The organism is Pristimantibacillus sp. PTI5, assembly GCF_048572955.1.
In the GTDB taxonomy this organism is placed as follows: Bacteria; Bacillota; Bacilli; order Paenibacillales; family Paenibacillaceae; genus Pristimantibacillus.
Map to the genome: position 1 here is coordinate 6,428,598 of NZ_CP183886.1, position 25,907 is coordinate 6,454,504.

Sequence of the window (25,907 nt, forward strand, 5' to 3'; positions counted from 1 at the left end):
GTGACTTTTCATTGAGACAACGAATTATTACGGGTGTAGTGGCAGGAGTAGGCTTCATTGGCTTAACGGTAGTAGGCGGATGGTTATACAGCAGTCTTCTTGTATTACTTGCAATTATCGGCTTTACTGAATATGCGCGCATGAATGGTGTAGCATGGTCGCATCCGTCTTCATTGCTCGGATATGCGGGCGTGCTACTGTTTGTGCTTCCGTGGTCGGATTGGGGAATTTCCGTTCCGTCAGCATTGACTATTCTGTGGATACTTGCCTTCTTATTGCTGGCAATCACCGTGATTACTAAAAATAGAACGACAATCGATGGCGCCGCACTTATGTTGCTTGGCGCTTTATATGTAGGTTATGGCTTTGCGGCAATGGGCGAAGTTCGTCAAATTGAGCCGTACGGCTTGTTATGGACTTTTTTGTCCTTTGGATGTATCTGGGCATCGGATATCGGTGCTTATTTTACGGGACGAGCCATCGGCAAAACCAAGCTTTGGCCGTCGATCAGTCCTAACAAAACGATTGAAGGTGCCTTGGGGGGCGTATTGCTTTCCTTAATTGTATCCGCTGCATTTGCAGTCATTATGCCTGATTTTGTTACATTGCCAAAAGCCTTGCTTATCGGGTTGATTGCAGCCGTAGCTGGCCAATTTGGTGATTTAATTCAATCCGCGTATAAGCGGGTCAGAGATATTAAGGATACAGGGACGTTGTTACCGGGACATGGCGGTGTGCTTGACCGATGCGACAGCTGGCTTATCGTATTTCCGCTGTTAGTGCTTACTGAGCTGCTGCCCGTATAAGTCAGGAGGATGTGCATGAAGAAAATAAGCATTTTAGGTTCGACAGGTTCGATCGGAACACAGACGTTGGATATCATTGCTCATGATCCAGAACGCTACAAAGTTGTTGGATTATCTGCAGGTGCAAATGTCGATTTATTGATTGAACAAGCAAATCAATTTAAGCCTGCAATCGTCAGTTTGGCCTCCAAAGCAGATGCGGAATCCGTGCGCTCGCAGATTCCTGCGGGTACGCGAATCGTCTATGGCGAAGAGGGACTCATAGAGGTTGCAGCAGGTACGGACGCTGATATCGCTGTCACGGCAATCATGGGCAGCAGAGGCCTGCCAGCAACACTTGCAGCGATTGATGCAGGTAAAACGATCGGTCTTGCCAATAAAGAGACGCTCGTTACTGCGGGCCACATTGTGATGGAACGCGCGAAAGAGCGCGGCGTATCGATTTTGCCGATAGACAGTGAGCACTCGGCTATTTTCCAATGCTTGAATGGCGAAGACCGCAGGTCCATCAATCAAATTACGTTAACGGCCTCCGGCGGATCCTTTCGGGACCGGACGAGAGCGCAGCTTGAAGGCGTAACGGTTGCTGAAGCACTTAATCACCCCAACTGGTCAATGGGGGCGAAAATTACGATTGATTCGGCGACGATGGTCAATAAAGGCCTTGAAGTCATCGAAGCGAAATGGCTGTTCGATGTTACATACGATCAAATAGATGTCATTATTCATCCGGAAAGCATCATTCATTCTTATGTGGAGTTTTCCGATAACAGCGTCATTGCACAGCTTGGGATGCCTGATATGCGAGTACCGATTCAATATGCGTTATCCTATCCGTACCGTAATGCAACGCCTACGGACAGGCTCAATCTTGCCCAAATCGGCAAACTGCATTTTCGTGAAATGGATTTCGAAAGATATCCTTGCCTGCGATTGGCTTTTGAATGCGGCAGACTGGGTCAATCTGCGCCGGCTGTGTTCAACGCGGCCAACGAGGTTGCCGTAGCTCGTTTTCTAAAAGGCGAAATTTCGTTTCTTGACATTGAACGGATATTAGAAAAGGTAGTCGGTCAGCATGACGCTTCTGATATCAATGATTTGCAGATGATCGCAGAAGTGGATGCTTGGGCGCGCCGAGTCGCTGAATCCGCATAAAATCGGTTGAAAACCGGTTCTCTTGTATCGGACGGGAGAATAATGATAATCTATGTACAGGCCGTAACGAACAGGGGGCTTTAGCTTAATGCATATGATTCAGGTTGTCTTTTTGACGATACTCGTTTTTTTTGTGATCGTGACGATTCATGAATGGGGTCATTACTATTTCGCAAAGCGAGCGGGCATTTTGGTACGCGAATTTGCAATCGGCTTCGGACCGAAGCTATTCTCGGTAAAACGCGGCGAAACGAGATATACGCTGCGGTTAATACCTGCCGGCGGATTTGTCCGCATGGCGGGAGAGGACCCGGAAATTGTAGATGTCCAGCCAGGACAAACGATTGCGGTCCGTCTGAAAGACGATAAGGTAACCCGGCTTTATTTGGACCGTCTTGATGAGCGGAGCGGTGTTATTCGTGGTGAAATAGTTACCATTGATTTGGAGCATAAACTTTCAGTAACATTAGATGTCGAAGGCGAGAATGAGACGTTCTCAGTCCACCCGGCCGCTTTAATGATAACCAAAGGGAAAGAAACGCAAATTGCTCCGATCGATAGACAATTCGGGAGCAAAACGGTCTCGCAGCGCGCGCTTGCGATTTTTGCAGGGCCGCTGATGAACTTCGTGCTTGCTTTCGTATTATTTGCTGCATATATCCAAATGGCCGGTATTCCAGTCGAATCACCGGATAAGCTGCTCGTAGGCCAGATTTCAGAGGGAATGCCTGCTGCTAAGGTAGACCTGAAAGAAGGCGACGTGATTGATGCCGTTAACGGTGAAAAAATCGGCGCCGATTTTGACAAAATGATTGCGATTATTGGAAAATCTCCGAATGTTCCGATCCGTATGGATATTATTCGTGAGGGCAAAACCCAACAGGTCGTTATTACGCCTGTACCGAATGAAGAGGGCGTAGGCAAGGTCGGCATCAGCGCGGCAATACCTACTCGCCCAGCAACGTTCGGGGAAACCTTTTCCGGCGCGGGCAAGCTGATGAAAAATATGACGATTAGTATTTTTGACGGCTTCAAAAAGATTATTTTCGGAGAGTTCAAGTTGGATGATCTTGGCGGACCTGTCCGCACAATGGAATATACCAGCCAAATTGCCCAACAAGGGATCGTTCAATTGACGTCCTGGACGGCGCTGCTCAGCTTGTATTTAGGAATCTTCAATCTGCTGCCTATACCGGCTTTGGATGGAAGCCGATTGATTTTTCTTGGTATCGAGGCGGTCCGCCGCCGTCCAATCGATCCAAACCGCGAGAGCATGGTGCATTTTGTAGGGTTCGCTCTGCTCATGCTGCTCATGCTTGTAGTAACCTATAATGATATTTTACGATTGGTAAGAGGGGAGTAATTGGTCGCTCATGTCTAAAGATAAACAGTTCGTAACGGAAATCACGCCGCAAAGCGAGGATTTCTCCAGATGGTATCTTGATGTAATAAAAAAAGCCGAGCTAATGGATTACTCACCAGTTAGAGGCTGTATCATTTTCCGCCCCGAGGGCTATGAACTTTGGGAAAATATTCAACGGGATCTTGACCGCCGCTTCAAAGAAACGGGTCACCGCAACGCTTATTTCCCTTTATTCATTCCAGAGAGCTTTTTTCAAAAGGAAAAAGAGCATGTCGAAGGCTTCAATCCTGAGCTGCCATGGGTAACGGAAGCAGCCGGCGAGAAGCTTGAAGAACGTCTTGCGATACGGCCGACATCGGAAACGATGTTTGGCCATATGTATTCGAAATGGATTCAATCCTATCGCGATCTTCCTCTGCTAATCAACCAGTGGGCTAACGTCGTCCGCTGGGAAAAACGTACGATGCCATTCCTGCGCACAAGCGAGTTTTTGTGGCAGGAAGGCCATACAGCGCATGAAAATGAAGAGGAAGCACGTCAAGAAACGATGCAGATGCTGGATGTTTACACTCAGTTTGTTGAGGAGTTTCTAGCGATCCCTGTAATCAAAGGCGAAAAAACACCGTCCGAGCGGTTCGCAGGCGCTGTTGATACTTATTCGATTGAAGCAATGATGAAGGACGGAAAGGCTGTACAAGCTGGAACCTCCCATTATCTCGGTTCGAAATTCGCGGTTGCTTTTGACATTAAATATCTCGATCGCGAAAATACATTGCAGTTTGCGCACACGACTTCCTGGGGCGTAAGTACGAGATTGATCGGTGCGCTGATCATGGTTCACGGCGATGATCGCGGTCTTGCGCTGCCTCCGAAGGTTGCGCCGACTCAAGTGATTATGATTCCGATTGGTCCAGCGAAAATGCGTGAGCAGGTTGTAGGACGCGTGGACGAGCTTTATGCCGAGCTCAAAAAAGCCGGCGTTCGCGTTCGCGTGGACGACCGTGCCGATGTTAGCCCTGGATGGAAATTCAATGAATACGAAATGCGCGGCGTACCGCTTCGCTTAGAGCTAGGACCGCGCGATATGGAAAATGGACAAGTCGTGCTGGTATCGCGTATTACAGGTGAAAAACGCGTAGTACAGCAGACCAACCTGATCGCTGAGGTAGAAGCGATGCTGGAAGAAACGCATCAAGAAATGTTTAACCGGGCAAAGCAGTTCCGCATCGACAACTCACGTACGGTAGATACGCTTGATGAAATGAAGAGCTTCTTGGAAGAACAGCGCGGTTTCGTAGAAGCCGGCTGGTGCGGATCTGCCGCTTGTGAGAAGCAGGTCAAGGAAGAAACGGGAGCAACGAGCCGCAATATTCCGTTTGAACCGACCGTTCAAAAAGAAACATGTCTCGTGTGCGGAGATTCAGCTAAACATACCGTTGTTTTTGCAAGAGCTTATTAAGGACTGAAGCTAGTTCGGTTCGGATCTTAAGGAGTTGATTTTTTTGGGCCAAACCGCGGATAATCGGCAGCGCTTCGAGATGCTATTACAGCAATCGGGGCTGCCGCAAGAACTTATACAATCATATTTCCAAGATGGATATATTGAGCAAGTCATAGTAAGCAATAGTAACCGTGAATGGACGTTTTGCATCCGCAAAACGTCCATGGTGCCTTTACAGGCCTATAACGGTCTTTGTCAAGCGACGCGTGTAAAGTTTGAACATATTGCCGCAGTCAAGTTTCTATTTATCTATGATTCTGTCGTAGAGACCGAGTCTATCGTTCTGCAATATTGGGGTTTATTTATGGAGTGGGCACAGCGTGAGATCGCTTCGGTTAACGGCTGGCTACAAAAAGCAACGATAGCGGTGGAAGACGAAACATTAATATTATCTTTGCTCGATAATACGGGTTTGGAGCTTGCCCGCAAAAAACGTCTTGATGAGGAAATTATCCGATTTTATAATGACCATTTTCAGCGTGCCTGCAAGGTTAAAATGATTGTCAGTGAGTCCAGACAAGAAATTTTGGATGAATACGCGCTTAAAATCGTTCAGGAAGAACGAGAGTATGTACAAGAGCTCATGGCTAGTTCCCAATCAGAGTCCGACCTTGTGGATGATGCGGAGATCAAGCTTGCGGTCGGGTACGATATTCGCGAAGAGCCAGTACCTCTAATGAATATTATAGAAGAAGAGAAGAAAATTACCGTGCAGGGCGCTGTATTTGGGTTAGATGTAAAAGAGCTGCGTAACGGCAGCACGTTATTTACGTTTAACGTAACCGACTTCTCGGATTCTATTGCCATGAAAATGTTTGCCAAAACGAAAGATGACGTAAAAATATTGAGCCAGCTCGCCAACGGGAAATGGATCAAGGCACGCGGCAGAGTCGAATATGACCGCTTTATGCAGGAACCGGAGCTCGTCATGATGCCAAATGATTTGCATGAGGTCAAATCGCCTCCCGACCGCATGGATAAGGCCGAAGAAAAGCGCGTCGAGTTTCATCTTCATACGACAATGAGCGCGATGGACGCGGTTACGCCAGTTGATGTATATATTAAGACTGCTGCCAAATGGGGACATAAGGCGATTGCGGTTACGGATCACAGCAATGTGCAATGTTATCCGGATGCGAATAAGTCGGCCAAAAAGCATGGCATCAAAGTGCTGTTCGGCGTTGAAGCTAATATTGTTAACGACGCGGTGCCGATGGTACTGGAATCCAGGCCAGAGCCGCTAGCTACAGCTACCTATATCGTTTTCGATATAGAGACGACCGGTTTATCCGTTATTAATAACAAAATCATTGAGCTTGCCGGCGTAAAGATGCGAGAAGGCAAGGAAATAGATCGCTTCTCTACCCTGATCGACCCGCATGAAAAAATTCCTTACCATATTCAGCAGCTGACTAATATTAATGACGATATGGTTAAAGGACAGCCTGAAATTGAACCGAAGCTTCGTGAATTCATTGAATTTATTGGCGATGATGTGCTGGTAGCGCATAATGCGCGATTCGATATCGGTTTCATTCAAGCGAATTGCAAAGCGATTGGCTTGCCGGAGGTCAAAAACCCCGTGCTGGATACGCTTGAGCTGGCTAGATTTATTTTTCCGACGCTCAAAAACCATCGCTTGAACACATTAGCGGATAAATACAAAATTAGTCTTGAAAACCATCACCGCGCCGTGGATGACTCGCTTGCTCTAGGCGGCGTGCTGTACGGTCTTATTGCGGATGCTGCTGAACGCAATATTACGAATCTTCATCAGCTTAATGATTACGTGGGCATTGACTTATCCAATTCACGTCCTTTCCATAGCAATATCTATGCGTTAAACGCAGTCGGCAAGAAAAACTTATTCAAGCTTATTTCTCTGTCGCACACGGAACATTTCAAACGCGTCGCGACAATTCCGAAAACGAAGCTTACGGCGCACCGCGAAGGCTTGCTTGTCATTTCGGGCTGCGAGAAGGGCGAGTTTTTTGAAACGGTATTGAACAAATCGTATGAAGAAGCTCTTGAGGTAGCTCGCTTCTACGATGTTCTCGAAATTCAACCGATTGATTTTTACATGCATCTAGTCGAGAAGGGGCTTGTCGGAAGCAGAGCCGAGATCGAGCAGGCCCACCGACGAATTTGCCAAATCGGCGATGAGCTGGGGAAACCGGTTATCGCAACAGGCAACGTGCATTACCTGAATCCGCGGGATAAAATGTACCGCGACATTACGATCCACGGGATTACGGGCTTTAGCCCATTGAAAAGCATACGAAAGCCCGATGCGCATTTCCGTACAACGGAAGAGATGCTGGAGGAATTTGCTTTTCTAGGTGAAGCGCGTGCCCGTGAAGTTGTTATTACGAATACCGTTGAGCTTGCCGAGCGTTTCGAGCCGTACGACATGTTTCCTACAGGACTGTTCGCTCCTAACATCGAAGGCGCCGACGAGGAAATCCGCAACACGTGCTATGATACGGCGAAATCAATGTATGGCGAGGATTTGCCGCAGGTTGTCATCGATCGTCTGGAAAAAGAACTTATTCCGATCATTAAATTTAAATTTTCCGCGAACTATTTGATTTCCGAGAAGCTCGTGAAGAAGTCCAATGCAGACGGTTATCTGGTTGGTTCCAGGGGTTCCGTAGGTTCTTCGGTCGTTGCAACTTTCCTTGGTATTTCGGAGGTTAACCCGCTGCCCGCGCACTATTTGTGCAAAAACTCGGATTGCCGTCACAGCGAATGGTTTCTGGACGGCAGCATTCCAAGCGGCTTTGACCTCCCGGATAAATTATGTCCGAAATGCGAGAAGCCGATGAAGGGCGAAGGCCAGGATATTCCGTTCGAAACCTTCCTTGGATTTAAGGGCGATAAGGTTCCCGATATCGATCTTAACTTCTCCGGGGACTACCAGCCGGTTGCCCATAACTATACGAAAGTATTATTCGGGGATAAAGCGGTATTCCGGGCAGGTACGATCGGTACGGTTGCCGAGAAAACGGCTTACGGCTTCGCGAAGAAGTACGAGGAAGAGCATAGCAAAAAATGGCGCGGCGCAGAGCTTGCCAGACTTGCAAACGGCTGTACGGGCGTAAAACGAAGCACGGGACAGCATCCAGGCGGTATCGTCGTTGTTCCCGACTATATCGAAGTTGAAGACATCACACCGGTGCAATTCCCGGCGGATGACGTGAATGCCGAATGGAAAACGACGCATTTCGATTACCATGCGTTCGATGAGAATTTGCTTAAACTCGATATCCTCGGCCATGATGATCCGACCATGATGCGGATGCTGCAGGATTTAACTGGCGTCGACCCCACGTCAATTCCGATGAATGATCCGATGGTCATGAGCATGTTTAACTCTACGAATGCGCTCAATATCCCAGGCGAGAAGATCCGGTCTTCCGTTGCTACGTACGGGGTTCCCGAGATGGGCACAAAGTTCGTACGCCAAATGCTTCAGGAAACGCAGCCGTCTTCCTTCGCCGATTTGCTGCAAATTTCCGGTCTGTCGCACGGAACGGGCGTATGGCTCGGAAATGCGCAGGAACTCATCAAAAACGGGACCTGCAACATCAAAACCGTAATCGGATGCCGGGATGATATTATGCTCTTCTTGATTTATAAGGCCGGGATGGATGCCGGTCTGGCCTTTAAGATTACGGAAAGCGTGCGTAAAGGTAAAGGCCTGACGCCGGAATGGATCGATGAAATGAAGCGGTGCAAAGTACCTCAGTGGTATATTGATTCCTGCCTTCGCATCGAGTACATGTTCCCGAAAGCCCATGCCGCCGCCTATGTCATATCGGCGGTTCGAACCGCCTACTTTAAGCTTTATTATCCGATTGAGTATTACGCCACTTATTTCACGGTAAGAGCGGATGATTTTGATTTAGAGCTGCTATGCCAAGGGTATGAAGCGATTTTGCGGAAGCTGATCGAAATCGAAGCCAAAGGTTTTAATGCGCTCCCTAAAGAGAAAAACATGGTGTCACAGCTGGAAATGTCTCTTGAGATGACAGCTCGCGGGTTCTCCTTCAAGCCCATTGACCTTTATCGCTCCGATGCTACGAAGTTCCTAGTAGACGGCGATTCGCTTATTCCTCCATTTGCCGCAATAGCCGGTATCGGAGATAACGCGGCACGCAATATCGCGGCATCCAGAAATGATGGAGAATACCTTTCCATCGAAGATTTCCAGATGAAATCCAAGGCGACAAAGACGATAATTGAGGTGCTTGGGAACATGGGCTGCTTCCGAGGATTGCCTGAATCTAACCAGCTTTCCCTGTTCTAGACAAGGGGGAGTTAGAAAAGATTTCTTGTCACTATAGTGCGGTTATGTTATAATTTTTCTGGCAATGATGATGATAAAGACTTTGATGCAGAAGAGTGGGGAAACCCACTCTTTACGTTTTGTAAACGGCAAAATGGCATAGTGCGTATAAACAGGAGGTCAACTGAATTTGAGTACATCCAAAATCAAAGCCGCTGTACAGGAAATGGTTTTGCCATACCTCAGCAGCAATGGATTTGAACTGGTTGATATTGAGTATGTCAAAGAAGGCAGCAACTACTTCCTTCGCATATTCGTGGATAAAGAAGGCGGAATCGATATTGATGATTGCGGTCGCATCAGCGAATTCATGAGCGAGCAATTGGATAAAAACGATCCCGTTACCGACGTATATTTCCTTGAGGTTTCTTCACCTGGAGCTGAAAGACCGCTTAGGAAAGAAGAAGACGTACGTAAAGCTATCGGTAAACACGTTTACATAACGACATATGAACCGATCAGCGGCGCTAAAGAATTTGAGGGGCTGCTGCTTTCATTTGACGGGGAAAATGCCGTTGTGCGTACGGGCAAGAAGGAGTATACGATTCCTTATGATAAGGTAGCCGGAGCAAGACTGGCTATCGTATTCTAAATATTCGCTTTTTATATTGAAAGGGGGAAATCCAGTCCAATGAGCATGGATTTTATTGAAGCACTACAAGAAATAGAAAGAGATAAAGGGATTACGAAGGACGTACTCCTCGAAGCCATTGAAGCGGCGCTGATCTCTAGCTACAAAAGAAATTTTAATACGGCTCAGAACGTGCGCGTGGATATCAACCGCCACACTGGCGTCATAAAAGTATATGCCCGCAAAACGGTTGTTGACGAGGTGCTTGACCCGCGTCTTGAAATTACGGTTGAGGCATCCCGTGAAATCAACCCGCATTATCAACTCGACGACATCGCTGATATCGAAGTTACACCTCGCGATTTTGGTCGAATTGCCGCCCAAACGGCGAAGCAAGTGGTTACGCAGCGCATTCGTGAGGCTGAGCGCGGACTGATCTATAACGCTTTTATCGATAAAGAGGAAGATATCGTCAACGGTATCGTGCAGCGCCAGGATGTTCGCAACCTATTTGTGGACCTTGGGAAAGTTGAGGCAGTATTGCCATTGACGGAGCTTATGCCTACGGATAAGTTCAAGCACGGCGACCGTGTAAAGTCATACATCACAAAAGTGGAAAACACGACTAAGGGCCCTCAAATCATTTTATCCCGTACGCACCCTGGTTTGCTTAAGCGTCTATTCGAGCTTGAAGTGCCCGAAATTTATGACGGCGTCGTTGAAATCCGTTCGGTAGCCCGCGAAGCTGGTTTCCGTTCTAAAATTGCGGTACATTCCCGTAACGCCGAGGTAGATCCAGTGGGTTCTTGCGTCGGTCAAAAAGGGCTGCGCGTTCAGACGATCGTAAACGAGCTTAAAGGCGAGAAAATCGATATCGTTCGTTGGTCTGAAAGCGTGGACGAATATGTTGCGAATGCACTCAGCCCTTCAAAGGTGCTGGAGGTTATTGTATTCGAACAGGAGAAAATGGCTCGCGTTATCGTGCCTGACTACCAGTTATCGCTAGCTATCGGTATTAAAGGTCAGAATGCAAGGCTTGCTGCCAAGCTTACCGGCTGGAAAATTGATATAAAAAGCGAAACGCAGGCAGAGCAGGAGTATGGCCGTCCGAAATCCTTGACTACGGTTATGCATCAGGATTCGGTCTCCATCGATTAATCGTTAAAAGCGTCAATTCAGCTGGCAGAGGAGGGGTGTACAATGAGACCGAGAAAAGTACCGCTTCGCAAATGCGTCGCTTGTCAGGACATGAAGCCGAAGAAGGAACTCATTCGGATTGTGCGGACACCGGCCGAAGAGGTGCAGATTGACCTGACAGGCAAAAAAGCAGGCCGCGGTGCGTATTTGTGCGGAAAAGTGAGCTGCTTTAAACTAGCGAAAAAATCCAAAGCGTTAGATCGTGCGCTGAAGCAGCATGTTGGCGATCATATTTACGATCAGCTCGAACAGGATTTTGTAGCGGTAGAGGAGCAGTTTATCGCGAATAAGGAGCTGATAAGCGATGAAGCAGAATAAAAGCTTATCACAGCTTGGCATGGCTATGCGTGCGGGAAAGCTGATTACTGGCGACGAAATCGTACTCAAAGCTGTAAGAAATAAACAGGCGCATCTCGTTATAATAGCTGGAGATGCTTCCGAAAATACGAAGAAAAAATTTCGTGACAAATGCAACACCTACGGAATACAACTCGCCGAAGCATTCGACCGTGAGCAACTAGGAAAGGCGATAGGTAAGCCGGAACGGGTTGTGCTTGCGGTAACCGATATGCAGTTCGGAAAAATGATTGCGAGTCATCTGAGCCATAATACGGAGGTGGATCATATTGGACAATAAACAAGACAGCAAGGACAATAAAGATAAGCTGCGCGTTTACGAGTATGCCAAGTCACTTAATATGAGCAGCAAAGAAATTATTACGATTCTAAAACGACTTGATTTGCCGGTGAATAACCATATGAGTGTTATGGAAAATGAGATGGTAAACAAGGTCGAAGGTTTTTTTCGCAATATTAAACAAAACGCAGCCGTTAAACGGGCACAGGAAACGACAAGCGTGTCTGTTTCCTCCGCACAGCCTGCCGCTAACAAGCTGCAATCGCAGCAGCCGCAGCAGCAGGAACGGAAGCCGCAGCTAGTACAAGAAACAAAAAATACTAATCAAGACAGACAGGGGCCTATGAATTCTATTAATACGAAACCACAAAACAACCAACAGCAGTCCGAACAGCGACCAGCAGGACAGCAAACCAATCGTCCAGCGCAATCATCCAGCAACAACCGTCCATCGCAAGGTAACAGTAATTCCAGCCGTCCAAGCCAAGGACAAGGCGGACAAGGCAGCCGTCCGGCACAATCTGGCGGCGGTTCCAGCCGTCCAGGACAAGGCCAAGGCGGACAAGGGAATCGTCCAGCTTCATCTGGGCAAAACCGTCCATCGCAAGGCGGGCAAGGAAACACGGCAAGCCGTCCTAGCGCTCCGCGTCAAGACGCAACAAGCCGTCCTGCTCCATCGGGTCAAAGCCGTTTTGATTCCAAACCGGCGCAAGGCCAAGCACGCGGCAATGACAACAGAAATGCAAGACCTGGTCAAAAAAGATTTGAAGACGGCAAACCAGGCGGTTTCAGAGGCAACAACAATAACCGGGGCGGCCAAAAAGGTCGCGGCGGCAAGTTCCAACAGCAGCCTCCACGCGAGAAAATTGACAATACTCCTAAGAAAATTATCGTTCGCGGTACGATGACGGTTGGCGAGTTGGCAAAATTACTGCATAAGGATGCATCAGAAGTTATCAAAAAACTGATTTTCCTTGGCGTAATGGCTACAATCAACCAAGAAATCGACATGGATGCGATTCATCTGATAGCAACCGATTATGGCGTTGAGGTTGAAGTGAAGATTCCAGTTGAGGAAGATTCCTTCGAAACGGTTGAAGAAACGGATGAAGATGAGGATCTGGTTTCTCGTCCTCCGGTTGTTACCATCATGGGTCACGTTGACCATGGTAAAACAACTTTGCTCGATGCGATCCGCAAAACAAACGTAACCGGCGGAGAAGCTGGCGGAATCACGCAGCATATCGGTGCATACCAAGTCGAAATCAACCATAAAAAAATCACATTCCTTGATACGCCTGGTCACGAAGCGTTTACGCTTATGCGTGCCCGCGGTGCACAGGTTACGGATATTACAATTATCGTCGTTGCAGCCGATGACGGCATCATGCCTCAAACCGTTGAAGCGATCAACCATGCTAAAGCGGCTGGCGTTCCGATTATCGTAGCGGTCAACAAAATCGATAAACCGGAAGCTAACACGGAGAAAATCAAACAAGAAATGACTGAATATGAACTCGTTCCGGAAGAGTGGGGCGGCGATACGATTTTCGTCGAGGTTTCCGCTAAACAAAGAATTGGTCTTGAAGGCCTTCTTGAAATGATTTTGCTAGTTGCAGAAGTTAATGATTACAAAGCCAATCCGAACAAACGCGCACGCGCAACGGTTATCGAAGCTGAGCTCGATAAAGGTAAAGGCCCGGTTGCCCGTATTCTCGTGCAGCACGGTACTTTGAAAATCGGTGATGCATTTGTCGCGGGTAACTGCTTCGGACGTATCAGAGCTATGGTCAATGATAAAGGCCGTCGCTTAAAAGAAGTCGGTCCTTCGACTCCTGTTGAAATTACAGGCTTAACCGAAGTTCCGCAAGCCGGAGATCCGTTCATGGTGTTTGAAGATGAGCGTAAAGCCCGTGACATTGCTGACCGTCGTTCCATTAAACAGCGTCAATCGGATATGGGTGCCAATACACGCGTAACGCTTGATGATCTGTATAACCATATCAAAGATGGTGAAATTAAAGACCTGAACGTTATTATTAAATCAGACGTTCAAGGCTCTTCCGAAGCATTGAAAGGCTCGCTTGCCAAAATTGACATCGAAGGCGTACGCGTAAAAATCATCCACAGCGGTGTTGGCGCGATTACGGAATCGGATATCATTTTGGCATCAGCTTCTAACGCAATCGTCATCGGATTTAACGTTAGACCTGATCCGCAAGCGGAAGCAACGATTGCACAAGAAAAAGTCGATGTGCGTATGCACCGCGTCATTTACAATGTAATCGATGAAATCGAGCAAGCCATGAAAGGTATGCTTGATCCGATCTACAAAGAAGTTGTTATTGGTCAAGCAGAGGTTCGTAACGTATTTAAAGTTACGAAGGTCGGAGCAATTGCGGGTTGTATGATTACATCCGGTAAAATTACCCGTTCTGCAGAAGCTCGCCTGATTCGTGGCGGCATCGTGGTCTTCACGGGTAAAATTGATTCCCTTAAGCGTTTCAAAGATGATGCCAAAGAGGTTGCACAAGGCTACGAGTGCGGTATAACGCTTGATCGTTACAACGATGTTCGCGAAGGCGATACGATCGAAGCGTTTGTCATGGAAACAGTAGAGAGGTGAGTATAGTATGGCAAAAATCCGGGTAGGACGGGTCGGCGAACAAATTAAAAAAGAGCTGAGCCAAATTATACAGACAGAGCTTAAAGATCCGAGAATCGGTTTTATCACAGTTACAGGTGTCGAAACGTCGAGTGATCTTTCGCAAGCTAAAGTATACCTAAGCGTACTGGGCAGCGAAGAACAGAAAGAAGCTACGCTAAAAGCACTCGCCAGCGGAACCGGATTTATCCGCACGGAGCTTGGCAAGCGTATGCGACTGCGTCACACTCCGGTATTGCTGTTCAAGTTTGACAGCAGCATTGAGTATGGAAGCCGAATCGAGGCATTGCTTGAAAACATTAATAACGGGAACTCGGCTCGATGATGGAACAGGGCAGTTATTTGAAGCAGTTGGATGATGCTTTGGCATTCATGCGGTCATACGATGATTTTTTGGTCGTATCCCATGTGCAGCCTGACGGCGACGCTATAAGCTCTACTGTCGTCGTAGGCTGGCTGCTCCAGAAGCTGGGTAAAACCTTTGTACTGATCAATGAAAGCGAGTTGCCTTCCAGACTTAATTTTTTGGATCAATTTGATTCGATTATCAACTATAAGCATGCAGAACCCGAACGGAAATTCGCTGCGGTAATTTCGATTGATTGCGCGGATTTCAAGCGAATTGGAGAGGTATCAAGCAGCTTTGCACCCGATGCAAAGCTGCTTAATATCGATCATCATCCAACGAATAACGGGTTTGGTACTGTGAACGTTATTCGGGCGGAAGCGGCAGCAACCGTTGAGATCTTGTTTGATTTAATAGAGAGAGCAGGCATATCATGTGATTTGCCATGCGCAACGGCCATTTATACCGGTTTGTTAACCGATACTGGCGGTTTCCGTTATTCGAACACAAGTCCTCGGGTTATGCAAATTGCTTCGCGGCTGCTTGCGCTAGGAGTATCAGGAAATGAGCTGGCCGATCATCTGCTTGAGAAAATGACCATGGCAAAGCTTAAGCTTCTCCAAATTGCGTTGAACCGCCTTACCTTTACGGATAACCTGGAAATTGGGTGGGTTCATATTGGCAAGGATGATTTGCGCAATACGGGTGCCGTGCCGGAAGATCTCGAAGGCATCGTGAATTATGCACTTAATGTTGACGGGGTTGAAGTCGGCATTTTGTTTAAAGAAACTGAGGACGGCGCTATTAAAGCAAGCTTGCGCTCCGCAGGCAAAGCAAACGTTGCTGCTATTGCGCAAGCATTCGGCGGCGGCGGACATGTACGTGCAGCGGGCTGTAAACTTGATGGTCCTTTAACGAATTCGATACCTGAGTTAGTGGAAGCAGTTAGAAAGGCGTTGGTTTAATCGATGGACGGCATTTTGGCAGTTTGGAAGCCTGAAGGCTGGACTTCTCACGATGTGGTTGCTAAAGTTCGCCGATTGTTAAAAATGAAGCGGATTGGACATGCAGGAACGCTTGATCCTATGGTGACTGGCGTACTTCCTCTATGTCTCGGGCGAGCAACGAGAGTTGTTGAATATGTGCAAGAGAGACCTAAGTCGTATGAAGCGGTATTACAGCTAGGCATAGCCACGGATACGGAAGATCTAACCGGAACCGTGATTGAACGCCAAGATCTAATAACGGTCTCAGAGGACGAGGTTCGACGTGCTTTGGCTCGTTTTACAGGGGAGATTGAACAGGTTCCTCCAATGTATTCCGCAGTCAAGATTGACGGAAAACGGTTATATGAGCTTGCAAGAGAAGGTAAAACGGTCGAGCGAAAATCGCGTAAAGTAACGATTCATCAAATTGAATTGTTGGACATGCAGCTAGAACTTGAACAGCCGAAAATTACATTTTCCGTCGTATGCTCAAAAGGTACATATATCCGAACGTTGTGTGTGGACATCGGTAAAACGCTCGGAGTCCCTGCAGCAATGGCTAAACTGACAAGAACCATGTCGGGAGGCATTACGAAGGAGAGCTGCTTGACGCTCGAGGAAATCGAGAAGCTGCAGCAAACGGGTGAATTAAGCAGTCATCTCATTGCCGCCGATGAAGCGATTACCCATCTGAACCGTGCAATCGTACCTGAATCTATCGGTAAGCTTGCTTTAATGGGGCAGAAGGTTAATCTTACTCATTCAGATCTAGATAAGTCCTTAATCCTTGATGGGCAGCTAGTACGTCTTTATAATGAACATAGCTCATTTTTGGGTATTTTTCAGATAGACTTGAGAGCTGCCGTTCTCAAGGCGGTTAAAGTCTTTTCGGCATAGCTTTTTGATATAGAAAGTTAAGAGGAAATGCAGGTGTTTCAGCGTTGGAAATTATTCCATTAAGTTTTCCTTTAAACGGTTTGTCCACGTTATCGCTGGACAAACCGCTTTCCATAGCAATCGGTCATTTCGATGGTGTCCATCGCGGTCACCAAAACGTCATTCGCCGTGCCGTTAATGAGGCAAAAGGCTCCGATATGCTATCGGCGGTTTTGACTTTTGATCCGCATCCGAAGGAAGTGCTGGGACAAGGAGAGCAATACTACCGTTGTCTCACGCCTCTGGACGTTAAGACGGCACTATTCGCAGAGCTCGGTGTCGATCTTGTGTTTATTATGAGATTTGATCCCGAGTTTGCTTCGGTATCGCCTGAGCGTTTTGTCGATGAGGTACTGCGCACGCTGCGCGCTAAAAACGTAGTTGTCGGCTTTGACTTTAATTTCGGCCATAAAGGCTTAGGCAACTCGGATGCGCTAAAGCAGTTAGGCCATCCTGACATTTCCGTTCATGTCATAGAGCCTCTGTTCGAAAATGGCATTAAAGTTAGCAGTACTTATATTCGGGAAGCGCTTGAACAAGGCGACATCAAATTGGCAGAGCGTCTGCTCGGACGTCCGTACGAAGTGACGGGAAGCGTCGTACATGGAGATAAAAGAGGCCGGACAATCGGTTTTCCGACAGCTAACCTTCAAATAAACGGTCCCTATATCACGCCAAGATTAGGTGTTTACGCGATAACAGCTTGGATCGGAGACAAAGCATATCCCGGAGTCATGAATTTCGGTTTGAAGCCAACGTTTAACAAACAGGAGCTGCAGCCGGTAATGGAGGCTCACTTGTTTGACTTTGACTCCGATATCTATGGTGAGCAATTGCGTTTGCAATTTCTTTCATTTATCCGTTCAGAGAAGAAGTTCGACTCTATTACGGAGCTCATCGAGCAAATCGGCTCTGATTCAAGACAGGCCAAGGAAATACTCGGCTACAATTAACTTTCCATTCGGATGGTTGATTAGCAGGTTGTTCGAGTATCCAAAGATATGCTTCTCGACATTTGTCCATCATATGTGTTATACTATACAACGTTGTGAGTAGTCATGCATCTTGCATGCACGAACACTAACTTAACCTTAGCTTGGATGTCCGTTCTCACCGACGGCTTCGTGGCTAATGGCGATTATCAAGAAGGAGGTGAATTAGGATGGCAATTACACAAGTACGTAAAAACGAACTGATTGAGACGCATAAGACACATGCAACTGATACCGGTTCTCCGGAGGTTCAAGTGGCTATCCTGACTGAAAACATCGTTAACTTGACTCAACATTTGCGGGAGCACAAGAAAGATCATCATTCCCGTCGTGGTTTGCTCAAGATGGTAGGTCAGCGCCGTAAGCTGCTTGCATACCTTAAAAACAATGATGTTAGACGTTACAGCGCATTGATCGAAAAACTCGGCCTACGCCGCTAAAACATGCGTAATGAAAAGCAACCTGGTTGTCCAGCCGTCCGGGAATAACGGATGAGTGGATTCGGGTTGCTTTTTGTAATAGGGAAACCCTGGGAAAAACTGCCCTTGCAGTGAAATATACTAAAATACATACCTATAGGAGGGATATAATGGTACAACGAATCGAGATGGAAGTAGGCGGAAGACCGCTATCCATCGAAACTGGCCGTCTTGCTAAGCAAGCGAATGCTGCAGTAACCGTGCAATATGGCGACACTGTCGTATTGTGTACGGTTACGGCATCTACAGGTCCGAAAGATTTGGATTTCTTTCCGCTGACCGTTAACTATGAAGAGCGTTTGTATGCTGTCGGTAAAATTCCTGGCGGATTTATCAAACGTGAAGGCCGTCCAAGCGAGAAGGCGATTTTGTCCAGCCGACTTACGGATCGGCCTATTCGTCCGTTGTTCCCTGAAGGTTTCCGGAACGATGTACAGGTTATGAACATTGTAATGAGCGTGGATCAGGATTGTTCTCCAGAAATCGCTGCAATGATCGGTACATCTGCTGCATTGTCCATTTCCGATGTGCCATTTGACGGGCCGATCGGCGGCGTTAACGTTGGTCGCGTGAATGGTCAATTCGTTATTAACCCGACTGTGGAGCAAAGCCAAGAAACGGATATTTTTGTTGTAGTTGCAGGTACCAAAGATGCAATCATGATGGTGGAAGCCGAGGCGAACGAAGTTTCTGAAGCAGTAATGCTTGAAGCTATTATGTTCGGTCACGATGAAATCAAAAAAATCGTTGCGAAGATTGAAGAACTGCTGGCCGTTGCCGGCAAGCCGAAAATGGAAGTTAAGCTACATACCGTAAACGCGCAAGTGAATGCTGATGTACGAGCTTATGCTTCAGCTGGTCTTGTTGAAGCCATTAAAGTTGAAGAAAAGCATGCACGCCAAGATGCGATTGATGCGGTTAACAGCGCGGCGGTTGCGCATTTTGAAGAGCAATATATCGAAACGCCTGAGCTTTTGTCCGATGTCAAGGAAGTTCTTTACGACATCGTGAAGGAAGAAGTTCGTCGCCTTATTTCTCATGATAAGGTTCGTCCTGATGGCCGTTCACTTGATGAAATCCGCCCAATTGACTGCGATGTTGCCATTTTGCCGCGTACGCACGGAACGGGATTGTTTACACGCGGACAAACACAAGCGCTTAGCATTTGTACGCTCGGAGCAATGGGCGACGTTCAAATCTTAGACGGCATTTCACCTGAAGAAACAAAACGGTTTATGCATCATTATAATTTCCCGCCATTTAGCGTGGGTGAAGCTCGTCCGCTTCGTCCGCCGGGTCGCCGCGAAATTGGTCATGGTGCGCTTGGAGAACGCGCGCTTTCGAAAGTTATTCCTTCTGAAGCCGAGTTCCCTTACACGATTCGTTTGGTTTCCGAAGTATTGGAATCGAACGGTTCGTCTTCACAAGCAAGTATTTGCGCAAGCACGCTTGCGATGATGGATGCTGGCGTACCGATCAAAGCTCCGGTAGCAGGGATCGCAATGGGTCTTATCAAAGACGGCGAGCATTTCGCGATTCTTTCCGATATCCAAGGGATGGAAGACCATCTTGGCGATATGGACTTCAAAGTTGCGGGTACGGCTGAAGGCGTAACGGCTATTCAAATGGATATCAAAATTGCCGGTATTAACCGTGAGATTTTGGAGCAATCACTTGAACAAGCCCGTCAAGGACGTATTTTCATACTTGGCAAAATGCTTGAAAGCCTTCCGACTACTCGGACAAGCTTATCCAAATATGCGCCTAAGATTTTGACGCTTCGTATTAACCCGGACAAAATCCGTGATGTTATTGGCGCAGGCGGAAAAATCATCAATAAAATTATTGAAGAAACGGGCGTTAAAATCGATATTGAGCAGGATGGAATGGTATTCATTGCTTCTTCTAATGAAGAGATGAACCAGAAGGCTAAATCGATTATCGAAGGCATTGTCAAAGAAGTCGTGGTTGGTGAAATTTACGTTGGTACGGTTAAACGCGTGGAGAAATTCGGTGCTTTCGTTGAGATTCTGCCGAATAAAGATGGACTTGTCCATATTTCGCAGCTTTCGACTGAACGTGTTGCCAAGACGGAAGATGTCGTGAACATCGGAGATCAAATCAAGGTTAAAGTTACTGAAATTGATCAACAAGGCCGAATCAATTTGTCTGCTAAAGTACTAATGACGCCTGAGGTTTCCACGCAACAAACGCAATAAGCATTTTCGAGATACGACATAGCTATAAGAGAAGAAAAGAGACAGATTCGATCTGGCTCTTTTTTTGCTTTGTCCTCTTCATACTCCCGCGCCGGAATGTTTGTCCTTTTGCATAATCTCGTCCAACATTTCATACACATGAATTAACATGCTGGAATAAGGTCAAGCTTAGTAGGCATAACAGGACGATTATGGGAGTGGGAATGATGATGGTGAGAAAAGCGGCCATAGTTGCAGCAAGCATGCTTATGGTGCTTGCGTTCGTAAGCATGAATGATGACGTATCACATTTTCTTGCTTCATTGAAATATAAAGAAGTAAAAACGGCTTCTGCGCAAGTTTCGTACTCACAGTCAGAGCGTGAAAGATTGCTTTCGCTTATCAACGCTGAAGCAGAGAAACGCAATATCCCGCCTGTTAACGCGAGGATAGATCGTGTCTGGAGGGCCATCCCCGGTTATAACGGCTTAGAAGTTGATGTGGAGAAAACATTGGAAGCCGCATTGCTGGCTCCGCCTGCTGAAACGATTCCGTACATTTATAAAGAGGTGGAACCGGAAATAAAGCTAAATGACTTAGGACCGCATCCGATTTATCGCGGTAATCCGAATAAAAAAATGATCTCACTGATGATTAACGTAGCCTGGGGCAATGAATACATCGATTCGATCTTAAACACGCTTAAAAAGGATAAGGTGAAGGCGACTTTTTTTCTTGACGGCAGCTGGCTCAACAAAAACGCTGAGATTGCAAAACGCATACAGGCCGAAGGACATGAAATGTCCAATCATGCTTATACGCATCCTGATATGAGCGCATTAAATAGACAAGCGCAGCACAGCCAAATCGCAAAGACGGAAGCGCTGCTGAAATCCACCCTTAACGTGAATAACAAATGGTTCGCTCCTCCGTCAGGCGCATTTAATCAAGCAACCGTTCAAATCGCCGAGGAGATGGGGCTAAAGACGGTCCTTTGGACAATAGATACGATCGATTGGCAAAAGCCGCCGGCGGACACCATCATTCGGAAAATAGCACAGAAAATTGAGCCGGGTGCCCTCATTTTAATGCATCCCACATCCTCTACGCGAGATGCGCTTGCTGGCATCATCGCCACAGCAAAAGAGAAGGGATACGCGATCGGCACGGTAAGCGAGACGCTTTCTTCTAAGCGGCTTAAGGCTGCTGTTGAGGCAGCACAGTGATTCTGCTATAGTAAAAACATTCATGTTTAAAGATACATGCATACGAAGTTAGTTTTGTAAGGCGAATTGAAGCGAAAAAACCGTAAGATCCGTATGCCTAACAAAACATAAGGAGGACTAATGATGAACAAGTACACACTTAGTAACGGATTGCGCGTTGTCGTCGAATACATACCGACTGTAAGATCAGTTTCCTTTGGAATTTGGGTCAAAACGGGTTCCCGTAATGAGACGCCTGAAAACAACGGGATCTCCCATTTTATCGAGCATATGTTGTTTAAAGGTACAGAAACCCGTACGTCAAAGGATATTGCAGATTTATTTGACGGCATTGGCGGGAACGTTAATGCTTTTACTTCTAAAGAGTATACGTGTTATTTTGCCAAAGTGCTGGATGAGCATTTGCCGCTTGCGGTCGATGCGCTTTCGGATATGTTTTTTAATTCCCAGTTGGATTCAGAGGAATTGGCCAAGGAAAAAAATGTAATTCTTGAAGAGATTTCGATGTACGAGGATACACCCGATGACAAAGTGCATGACGAAGCTTCGCGAGCTGCTTTTGGCGATCACCCGCTGGCGTATTCGATCTTGGGACTTGAGGAACGTTTAACCGCGATGACTTCCGAGACGCTCCGAGGATATATGAATGACACATATACGATTGAAAATGTAGTCATTAGCGTTGCAGGAAACGTGGAAGAGCAGAATTTGCTTGCACTGATGGAGAAGCACTTTGGCAGCTTCAAAAATAGCAAGCCGGCGTCTACGATCGTTACGGCTCCAACATTCCATGGCGATTACTTGTTCTACAAGAAAAAAACAGAACAAAATCATTTGTGTATTTCATTCCCAGGCTGCTCCATAACGGATTCTCATTTGTATGCGATGATTCTTCTCAACAATGCCTTGGGAGGAGGGATGAGCTCCAGGCTCTTCCAAGAAATTAGGGAGAAGCGCGGCCTCGCTTATTCTGTCTACTCTTACCATACATCCTATGCGGATACCGGCTTATTCACACTCTATGCGGGGACGGCTCCGAAGCAAACCAAAGAGGTGCTGGATTTGACGATGGGACAGTTGAACGAGCTATCTGTCAAAGGTTTGGGAGAAGATGAATTGCACCGGGGCAAGGAACAGCTGAAGGGCAGCTTGATTTTAAGTTTAGAGAGCACGAGCAGCAGAATGAACCGGTTAGGAAAAAATGAACTTATGCTAGGTCAGCATTACACCCTCGATGAGCTCTTAAAGCGAATCGACTCGGTGGATATGGCAGATGTTATCGAGGTAACAAAACGTATGTTGTCCGTGCCTTTCTCGGTTGCCATGGTTGGCTCTAACGATAAAGCGGCAGCACAGCTGGGGAGGAATCAATTTGTATCAAGTACAGTTTAAGAGACTTGAAGGAAATGAAGATATCGCGGTTCCAAAAAAAATGTCTGAATGGGCGGCAGGCTTTGATTTGCAAGCAGCCGTCGCAGAGGCTGTAATCCTGCAGCCGGGAGAACGGCAGCTTATTCCTACAGGCTTTGCCATGGCTATGCCTGGAGAGCTTGAAGCGCAAATTAGACCACGGAGCGGACTTGCTTATAAGCATGGGATTACATGCTTGAATTCACCGGGAACCATCGATGCGGATTACCGCGGAGAGGTAAAGGTCCTTCTTATTAATTTAGGACAGCAGCCATTTACGATCACGCGGGGAGAGCGAATCGCTCAAATGGTGTTCCAGCAAGTGCCTGCAGTTACGATAACAGAAGCAGCGGAATTGCCGGAAACGGTGCGGGGCACGGGCGGCTTCGGCCATACAGGTGTATAACCGGTAACCATCATATGATATAAGCTCAAAAAGATCGGGTCATTGGCCTGATCTTTTTTTTATTTTTCACCCCGCTCTGGGCGCAAGCATAAGATGGTCTAAAGCTATTAGCAAGAAAGGAGTGAAGCTTAATGCTAACAGGCGTCCAAGTGCTTTTGCTGGGCGGTGACGCAAGACAGCTTGAGGTTATACGCAAGTTGACAGAGCTTGATGCTTCGGTTACCGTGTCAGGCTTTGATGGGTTGCATTCATCGCTTGACGGAGCCGTGCAAGCGGAGTTCGAAGAGCAATTGTTCGAATCGGTCGACGCGCTGCTTCTGCCAGCTGTAGGCACCGATGACCAAGGTGTTATTCACGCTGTTTTTAGTGACCGCCTGATGCAAGTGACGGACAGTCATTTTTCAAAGCTGCCAAAGCATTGCACGGTTTATACAGGCATGGCAAAACCTTATTTGCGCCAGTTGTGCGAGAAGTATACCCTATCGTTAGTCGAATTGTTTGACCGTGATGATGTAGCGATATACAACTCCATACCTACAGCGGAAGGCGCATTGATGATGGCGATCCAGAATACGGATATCACGATTCACGGCTCCTCTTCCATGGTGCTTGGCTTCGGCAGGACCGGCTTCACGATGGCCCGTACTTTGAAAGGTTTAGGGTCCAAAGTTAAGGTTGGCGTACGCCGTTCCGAGCAATATGCGAGAGCTTCAGAAATGGGGTTTGAGCCTTTCTACATCAGCAATTTATTGCAGCATGTAAGCAATATTGACTTGCTTTTTAATACAATTCCGACTATGATAGTCACAGCACAAATTATCGCAAATTTACCTTCGCGGGCCGTTATAATTGACCTCGCATCGAAGCCTGGCGGAACAGATTTCCGCTTCGCGGAGAAGCGCGGAATCAAGGCGCTGCTCGCACCCGGACTTCCCGGTATCGTCGCACCGAAAACAGCTGGACGTATCATGGCGGATTGCTTATCACAGTTGATTTTGGACGATACGATTAAGCGGGGGAATGGGATATGAATTGGTCTGGTATCACGGTGGGTTATGCTTTGTCGGGCTCACATTGTACATTTGCTGAGGTTATGCCTGAAATTAAACGGTTCGTCGATGCGGGTGCGAATGTCGTGCCGATCGTTTCGAATACGATTATGACAACGGACACGAGATTCGGAAAGTCCGAGGATTGGCAATCACAGCTTAAAGCGATTACTGGGAATGATCTTATATCAACAATCGTGCAAGCGGAGCCGCTAGGGCCATCTAAGCTGCTTGACGTTCTTGTCATTGCACCTTGCACAGGCAACACAACAAGCAGACTAGCAAATGCAATAACGGATAGTGCGGTGCTTATGGCTGCCAAAGCCCAAATGCGCAACGGCCGACCTCTAGTGCTTGCGATTTCCACGAATGACGGACTTGGTTTAAATGCCGCTAATATAGCGAAGCTACTAGTGGCTAAACATATTTATTTTGTTCCGTTCGGCCAAGATAACCCTGTGCAGAAGCCTAACTCGCTAGTTGCCAGAATGGATTTGGTCTTGGAAGCATGCGAAGCAGCCCTACAAGGCAAACAGCTGCAGCCTCTGCTTGTCGAACGGCATTAAGGACACAGGGAAAGAGGGGAGACGACAGCAAATGTCGAATCAGAAATCGTTTAATGTTGCGGTAGTGGGCGCAACAGGCGCAGTAGGAGAACAAATACTGAAATTACTTGAATCGAGAAACTTCCCTATTAAAGAGCTTAAGCTATTATCGTCTGCTCGTTCGGCAGGCACTAAAATTTCATTTAAGGGCCAGGAGCTTACGGTTGAAGAAGCCACACCGGATAGCTTTAAGGGAATTGAAATTGCATTGTTCAGTGCGGGCGGCGACGTAACAAAGGCTCTTGCTCCGCATGCGGTTAAGCACGGCGCAGTATGTATAGACAATACAAATGCGTACCGTATGGACGAGAACACCCCGCTTGTAGTTCCTGAAGTGAATATCGATAAGGTTAGCGAGCATAAGGGCATAATCGCTAACCCGAATTGTTCGACAATCCAAATGGTCGCAGCACTTAAACCGCTTCAAGACCGTTACGGCATTGCTCGGATTATCGTATCTACCTATCAAGCGGTCTCCGGTGCCGGCAGCCGCGCAATCGATGAAATGCTGCGTCAAACCCAAGCGGCACTTCATGGCGAAGAGGTAAACCCGGCTATTTTGCCGGTAGGCGCGTTACCAGTAAAGCATCAAATTGCTTTTAATGCCATTCCTCAAATCGATAAGTTCCAAGATAACGGATACACGCTCGAAGAAATGAAAATGGTACGCGAAACGAAAAAAATCTTGGGTGACGAGTCTATCCAGGTTACTGCCACTTGCGTGCGCATTCCTGTTGTATACGGTCACTCGGAATCGCTATATGTTGAGCTCAAAAACGACTACGATTTGGAAGAGGTTAGGCAGCTGCTAGCAGATGCACCGGGGATTACGCTCGTAGATGATCCTGCTAACCAGCAATACCCGCTCGCGACCGACGCTGCCGGCAAGCCGGATGTTTTTGTTGGCCGCTTGAGACGCGATCTAGGGTCTGACCGCGGACTTAATATGTGGATCGTATCCGATAACCTGCTCAAAGGCGCCGCATGGAATGCCGTTCAAATCGCCGAACATATCGCAAAAGGTTAATGTA

At 47.2% G+C, this 25,907-nt stretch carries 22 protein-coding genes; all 22 read left to right on the top strand.

Annotated elements, in window-relative coordinates:
* Nucleotides 1–11 precede the first annotated feature (11 nt).
* The 22 genes from ACN6MW_RS28485 to ACN6MW_RS28590 all read left to right on the top strand — a co-directional run bounded on the left by ACN6MW_RS28485 (nt 12) and on the right by ACN6MW_RS28590 (nt 25,903).
* A complete protein-coding gene (locus tag ACN6MW_RS28485) occupies nt 12–806 on the top strand; it encodes a phosphatidate cytidylyltransferase (RefSeq protein WP_419873137.1) in 795 nt (264 codons plus the stop codon).
* A 15-nt stretch (nt 807–821) separates the two neighbouring features.
* On the top strand, nt 822–1,961 hold the full coding sequence (locus ACN6MW_RS28490) for a 1-deoxy-D-xylulose-5-phosphate reductoisomerase (protein ID WP_419873138.1): 1,140 nt from the start codon (nt 822–824) through the stop codon (nt 1,959–1,961).
* A gap of 88 nt (nt 1,962–2,049) precedes the next feature.
* Nucleotides 2,050–3,324 (top strand): RIP metalloprotease RseP, encoded by a 1,275-nt coding sequence (gene rseP, locus ACN6MW_RS28495; RefSeq protein WP_419873139.1) that lies wholly within the window; start codon nt 2,050–2,052, stop codon nt 3,322–3,324.
* A 10-nt stretch (nt 3,325–3,334) separates the two neighbouring features.
* Nucleotides 3,335–4,783 carry a proline--tRNA ligase gene (gene proS, locus ACN6MW_RS28500; protein ID WP_419873140.1) on the top strand — a complete coding sequence of 483 codons (1,449 nt, stop codon included), beginning with the start codon at nt 3,335–3,337 and terminating at the stop codon, nt 4,781–4,783.
* Between the two features lie 43 nt (nt 4,784–4,826).
* Nucleotides 4,827–9,134 carry a PolC-type DNA polymerase III gene (locus tag ACN6MW_RS28505; RefSeq protein WP_419873141.1) on the top strand — a complete coding sequence of 1,436 codons (4,308 nt, stop codon included), beginning with the start codon at nt 4,827–4,829 and terminating at the stop codon, nt 9,132–9,134.
* 169 nt (nt 9,135–9,303) lie between these two features.
* On the top strand, nt 9,304–9,765 hold the full coding sequence (rimP, locus tag ACN6MW_RS28510; protein ID WP_419873142.1) for a ribosome maturation factor RimP: 462 nt from the start codon (nt 9,304–9,306) through the stop codon (nt 9,763–9,765).
* Between the two features lie 39 nt (nt 9,766–9,804).
* Nucleotides 9,805–10,902, top strand: a complete 1,098-nt coding sequence (gene nusA, locus ACN6MW_RS28515) for a transcription termination factor NusA (protein WP_419873143.1) — start codon at nt 9,805–9,807, stop codon at nt 10,900–10,902.
* A gap of 42 nt (nt 10,903–10,944) precedes the next feature.
* Complete coding sequence (gene rnpM / locus ACN6MW_RS28520) at nt 10,945–11,259, top strand: RNase P modulator RnpM (RefSeq protein ID WP_419873144.1); 315 nt, start codon at nt 10,945–10,947, stop codon at nt 11,257–11,259.
* A complete protein-coding gene (locus ACN6MW_RS28525; RefSeq protein WP_364140391.1) occupies nt 11,246–11,578 on the top strand; it encodes a L7Ae/L30e/S12e/Gadd45 family ribosomal protein in 333 nt (110 codons plus the stop codon). Before rnpM ends, ACN6MW_RS28525 begins: the two co-directional genes overlap by 14 nt.
* A 61-nt stretch (nt 11,579–11,639) precedes the next feature.
* Nucleotides 11,640–14,204 (top strand): translation initiation factor IF-2, encoded by a 2,565-nt coding sequence (gene infB / locus ACN6MW_RS28530; protein WP_419876470.1) that lies wholly within the window; start codon nt 11,640–11,642, stop codon nt 14,202–14,204.
* 7 nt (nt 14,205–14,211) lie between these two features.
* A complete protein-coding gene (rbfA, locus tag ACN6MW_RS28535) occupies nt 14,212–14,568 on the top strand; it encodes a 30S ribosome-binding factor RbfA (protein ID WP_054028943.1) in 357 nt (118 codons plus the stop codon).
* Nucleotides 14,565–15,554, top strand: a complete 990-nt coding sequence (locus tag ACN6MW_RS28540) for a DHH family phosphoesterase (RefSeq protein ID WP_419873145.1) — start codon at nt 14,565–14,567, stop codon at nt 15,552–15,554. The genes rbfA and ACN6MW_RS28540 overlap by 4 nt, the downstream gene beginning before the upstream one ends.
* 3 nt (nt 15,555–15,557) lie before the next feature.
* On the top strand, nt 15,558–16,472 hold the full coding sequence (gene truB, locus ACN6MW_RS28545; protein WP_419873146.1) for a tRNA pseudouridine(55) synthase TruB: 915 nt from the start codon (nt 15,558–15,560) through the stop codon (nt 16,470–16,472).
* A gap of 44 nt (nt 16,473–16,516) precedes the next feature.
* Entirely contained in the window at nt 16,517–17,464 is a 948-nt protein-coding gene (locus ACN6MW_RS28550; protein WP_364140378.1) for a bifunctional riboflavin kinase/FAD synthetase, read from the top strand.
* 209 nt (nt 17,465–17,673) lie between these two features.
* The gene (gene rpsO / locus ACN6MW_RS28555) at nt 17,674–17,943 is read left to right on the top strand and encodes a 30S ribosomal protein S15 (RefSeq protein WP_053375765.1); all 270 of its coding nucleotides are present in this window, start codon (nt 17,674–17,676) and stop codon (nt 17,941–17,943) included.
* Between the two features lie 149 nt (nt 17,944–18,092).
* Nucleotides 18,093–20,201, top strand: a complete 2,109-nt coding sequence (gene pnp / locus ACN6MW_RS28560; RefSeq protein WP_419873147.1) for a polyribonucleotide nucleotidyltransferase — start codon at nt 18,093–18,095, stop codon at nt 20,199–20,201.
* Nucleotides 20,202–20,404: 203 nt separating this feature from the next.
* Entirely contained in the window at nt 20,405–21,406 is a 1,002-nt protein-coding gene (locus tag ACN6MW_RS28565; protein WP_419873148.1) for a polysaccharide deacetylase family protein, read from the top strand.
* Between the two features lie 123 nt (nt 21,407–21,529).
* Nucleotides 21,530–22,798, top strand: coding sequence for a M16 family metallopeptidase (locus tag ACN6MW_RS28570; RefSeq protein ID WP_419876471.1), 1,269 nt, complete (start codon nt 21,530–21,532; stop codon nt 22,796–22,798).
* A gap of 40 nt (nt 22,799–22,838) precedes the next feature.
* Nucleotides 22,839–23,222: a dUTP diphosphatase gene (gene dut, locus ACN6MW_RS28575; RefSeq protein WP_419876472.1), complete on the top strand. Its 384-nt coding sequence runs from the start codon at nt 22,839–22,841 to the stop codon at nt 23,220–23,222.
* A gap of 131 nt (nt 23,223–23,353) precedes the next feature.
* On the top strand, nt 23,354–24,253 hold the full coding sequence (gene dpsA, locus ACN6MW_RS28580; protein WP_419873149.1) for a dipicolinate synthase subunit DpsA: 900 nt from the start codon (nt 23,354–23,356) through the stop codon (nt 24,251–24,253).
* The gene (locus tag ACN6MW_RS28585; protein ID WP_364140360.1) at nt 24,250–24,837 is read left to right on the top strand and encodes a dipicolinate synthase subunit B; all 588 of its coding nucleotides are present in this window, start codon (nt 24,250–24,252) and stop codon (nt 24,835–24,837) included. The genes dpsA and ACN6MW_RS28585 overlap by 4 nt, the downstream gene beginning before the upstream one ends.
* A gap of 31 nt (nt 24,838–24,868) precedes the next feature.
* Nucleotides 24,869–25,903 (top strand): aspartate-semialdehyde dehydrogenase, encoded by a 1,035-nt coding sequence (locus ACN6MW_RS28590; RefSeq protein ID WP_419873150.1) that lies wholly within the window; start codon nt 24,869–24,871, stop codon nt 25,901–25,903.
* Nucleotides 25,904–25,907: the final 4 nt, after the last annotated feature.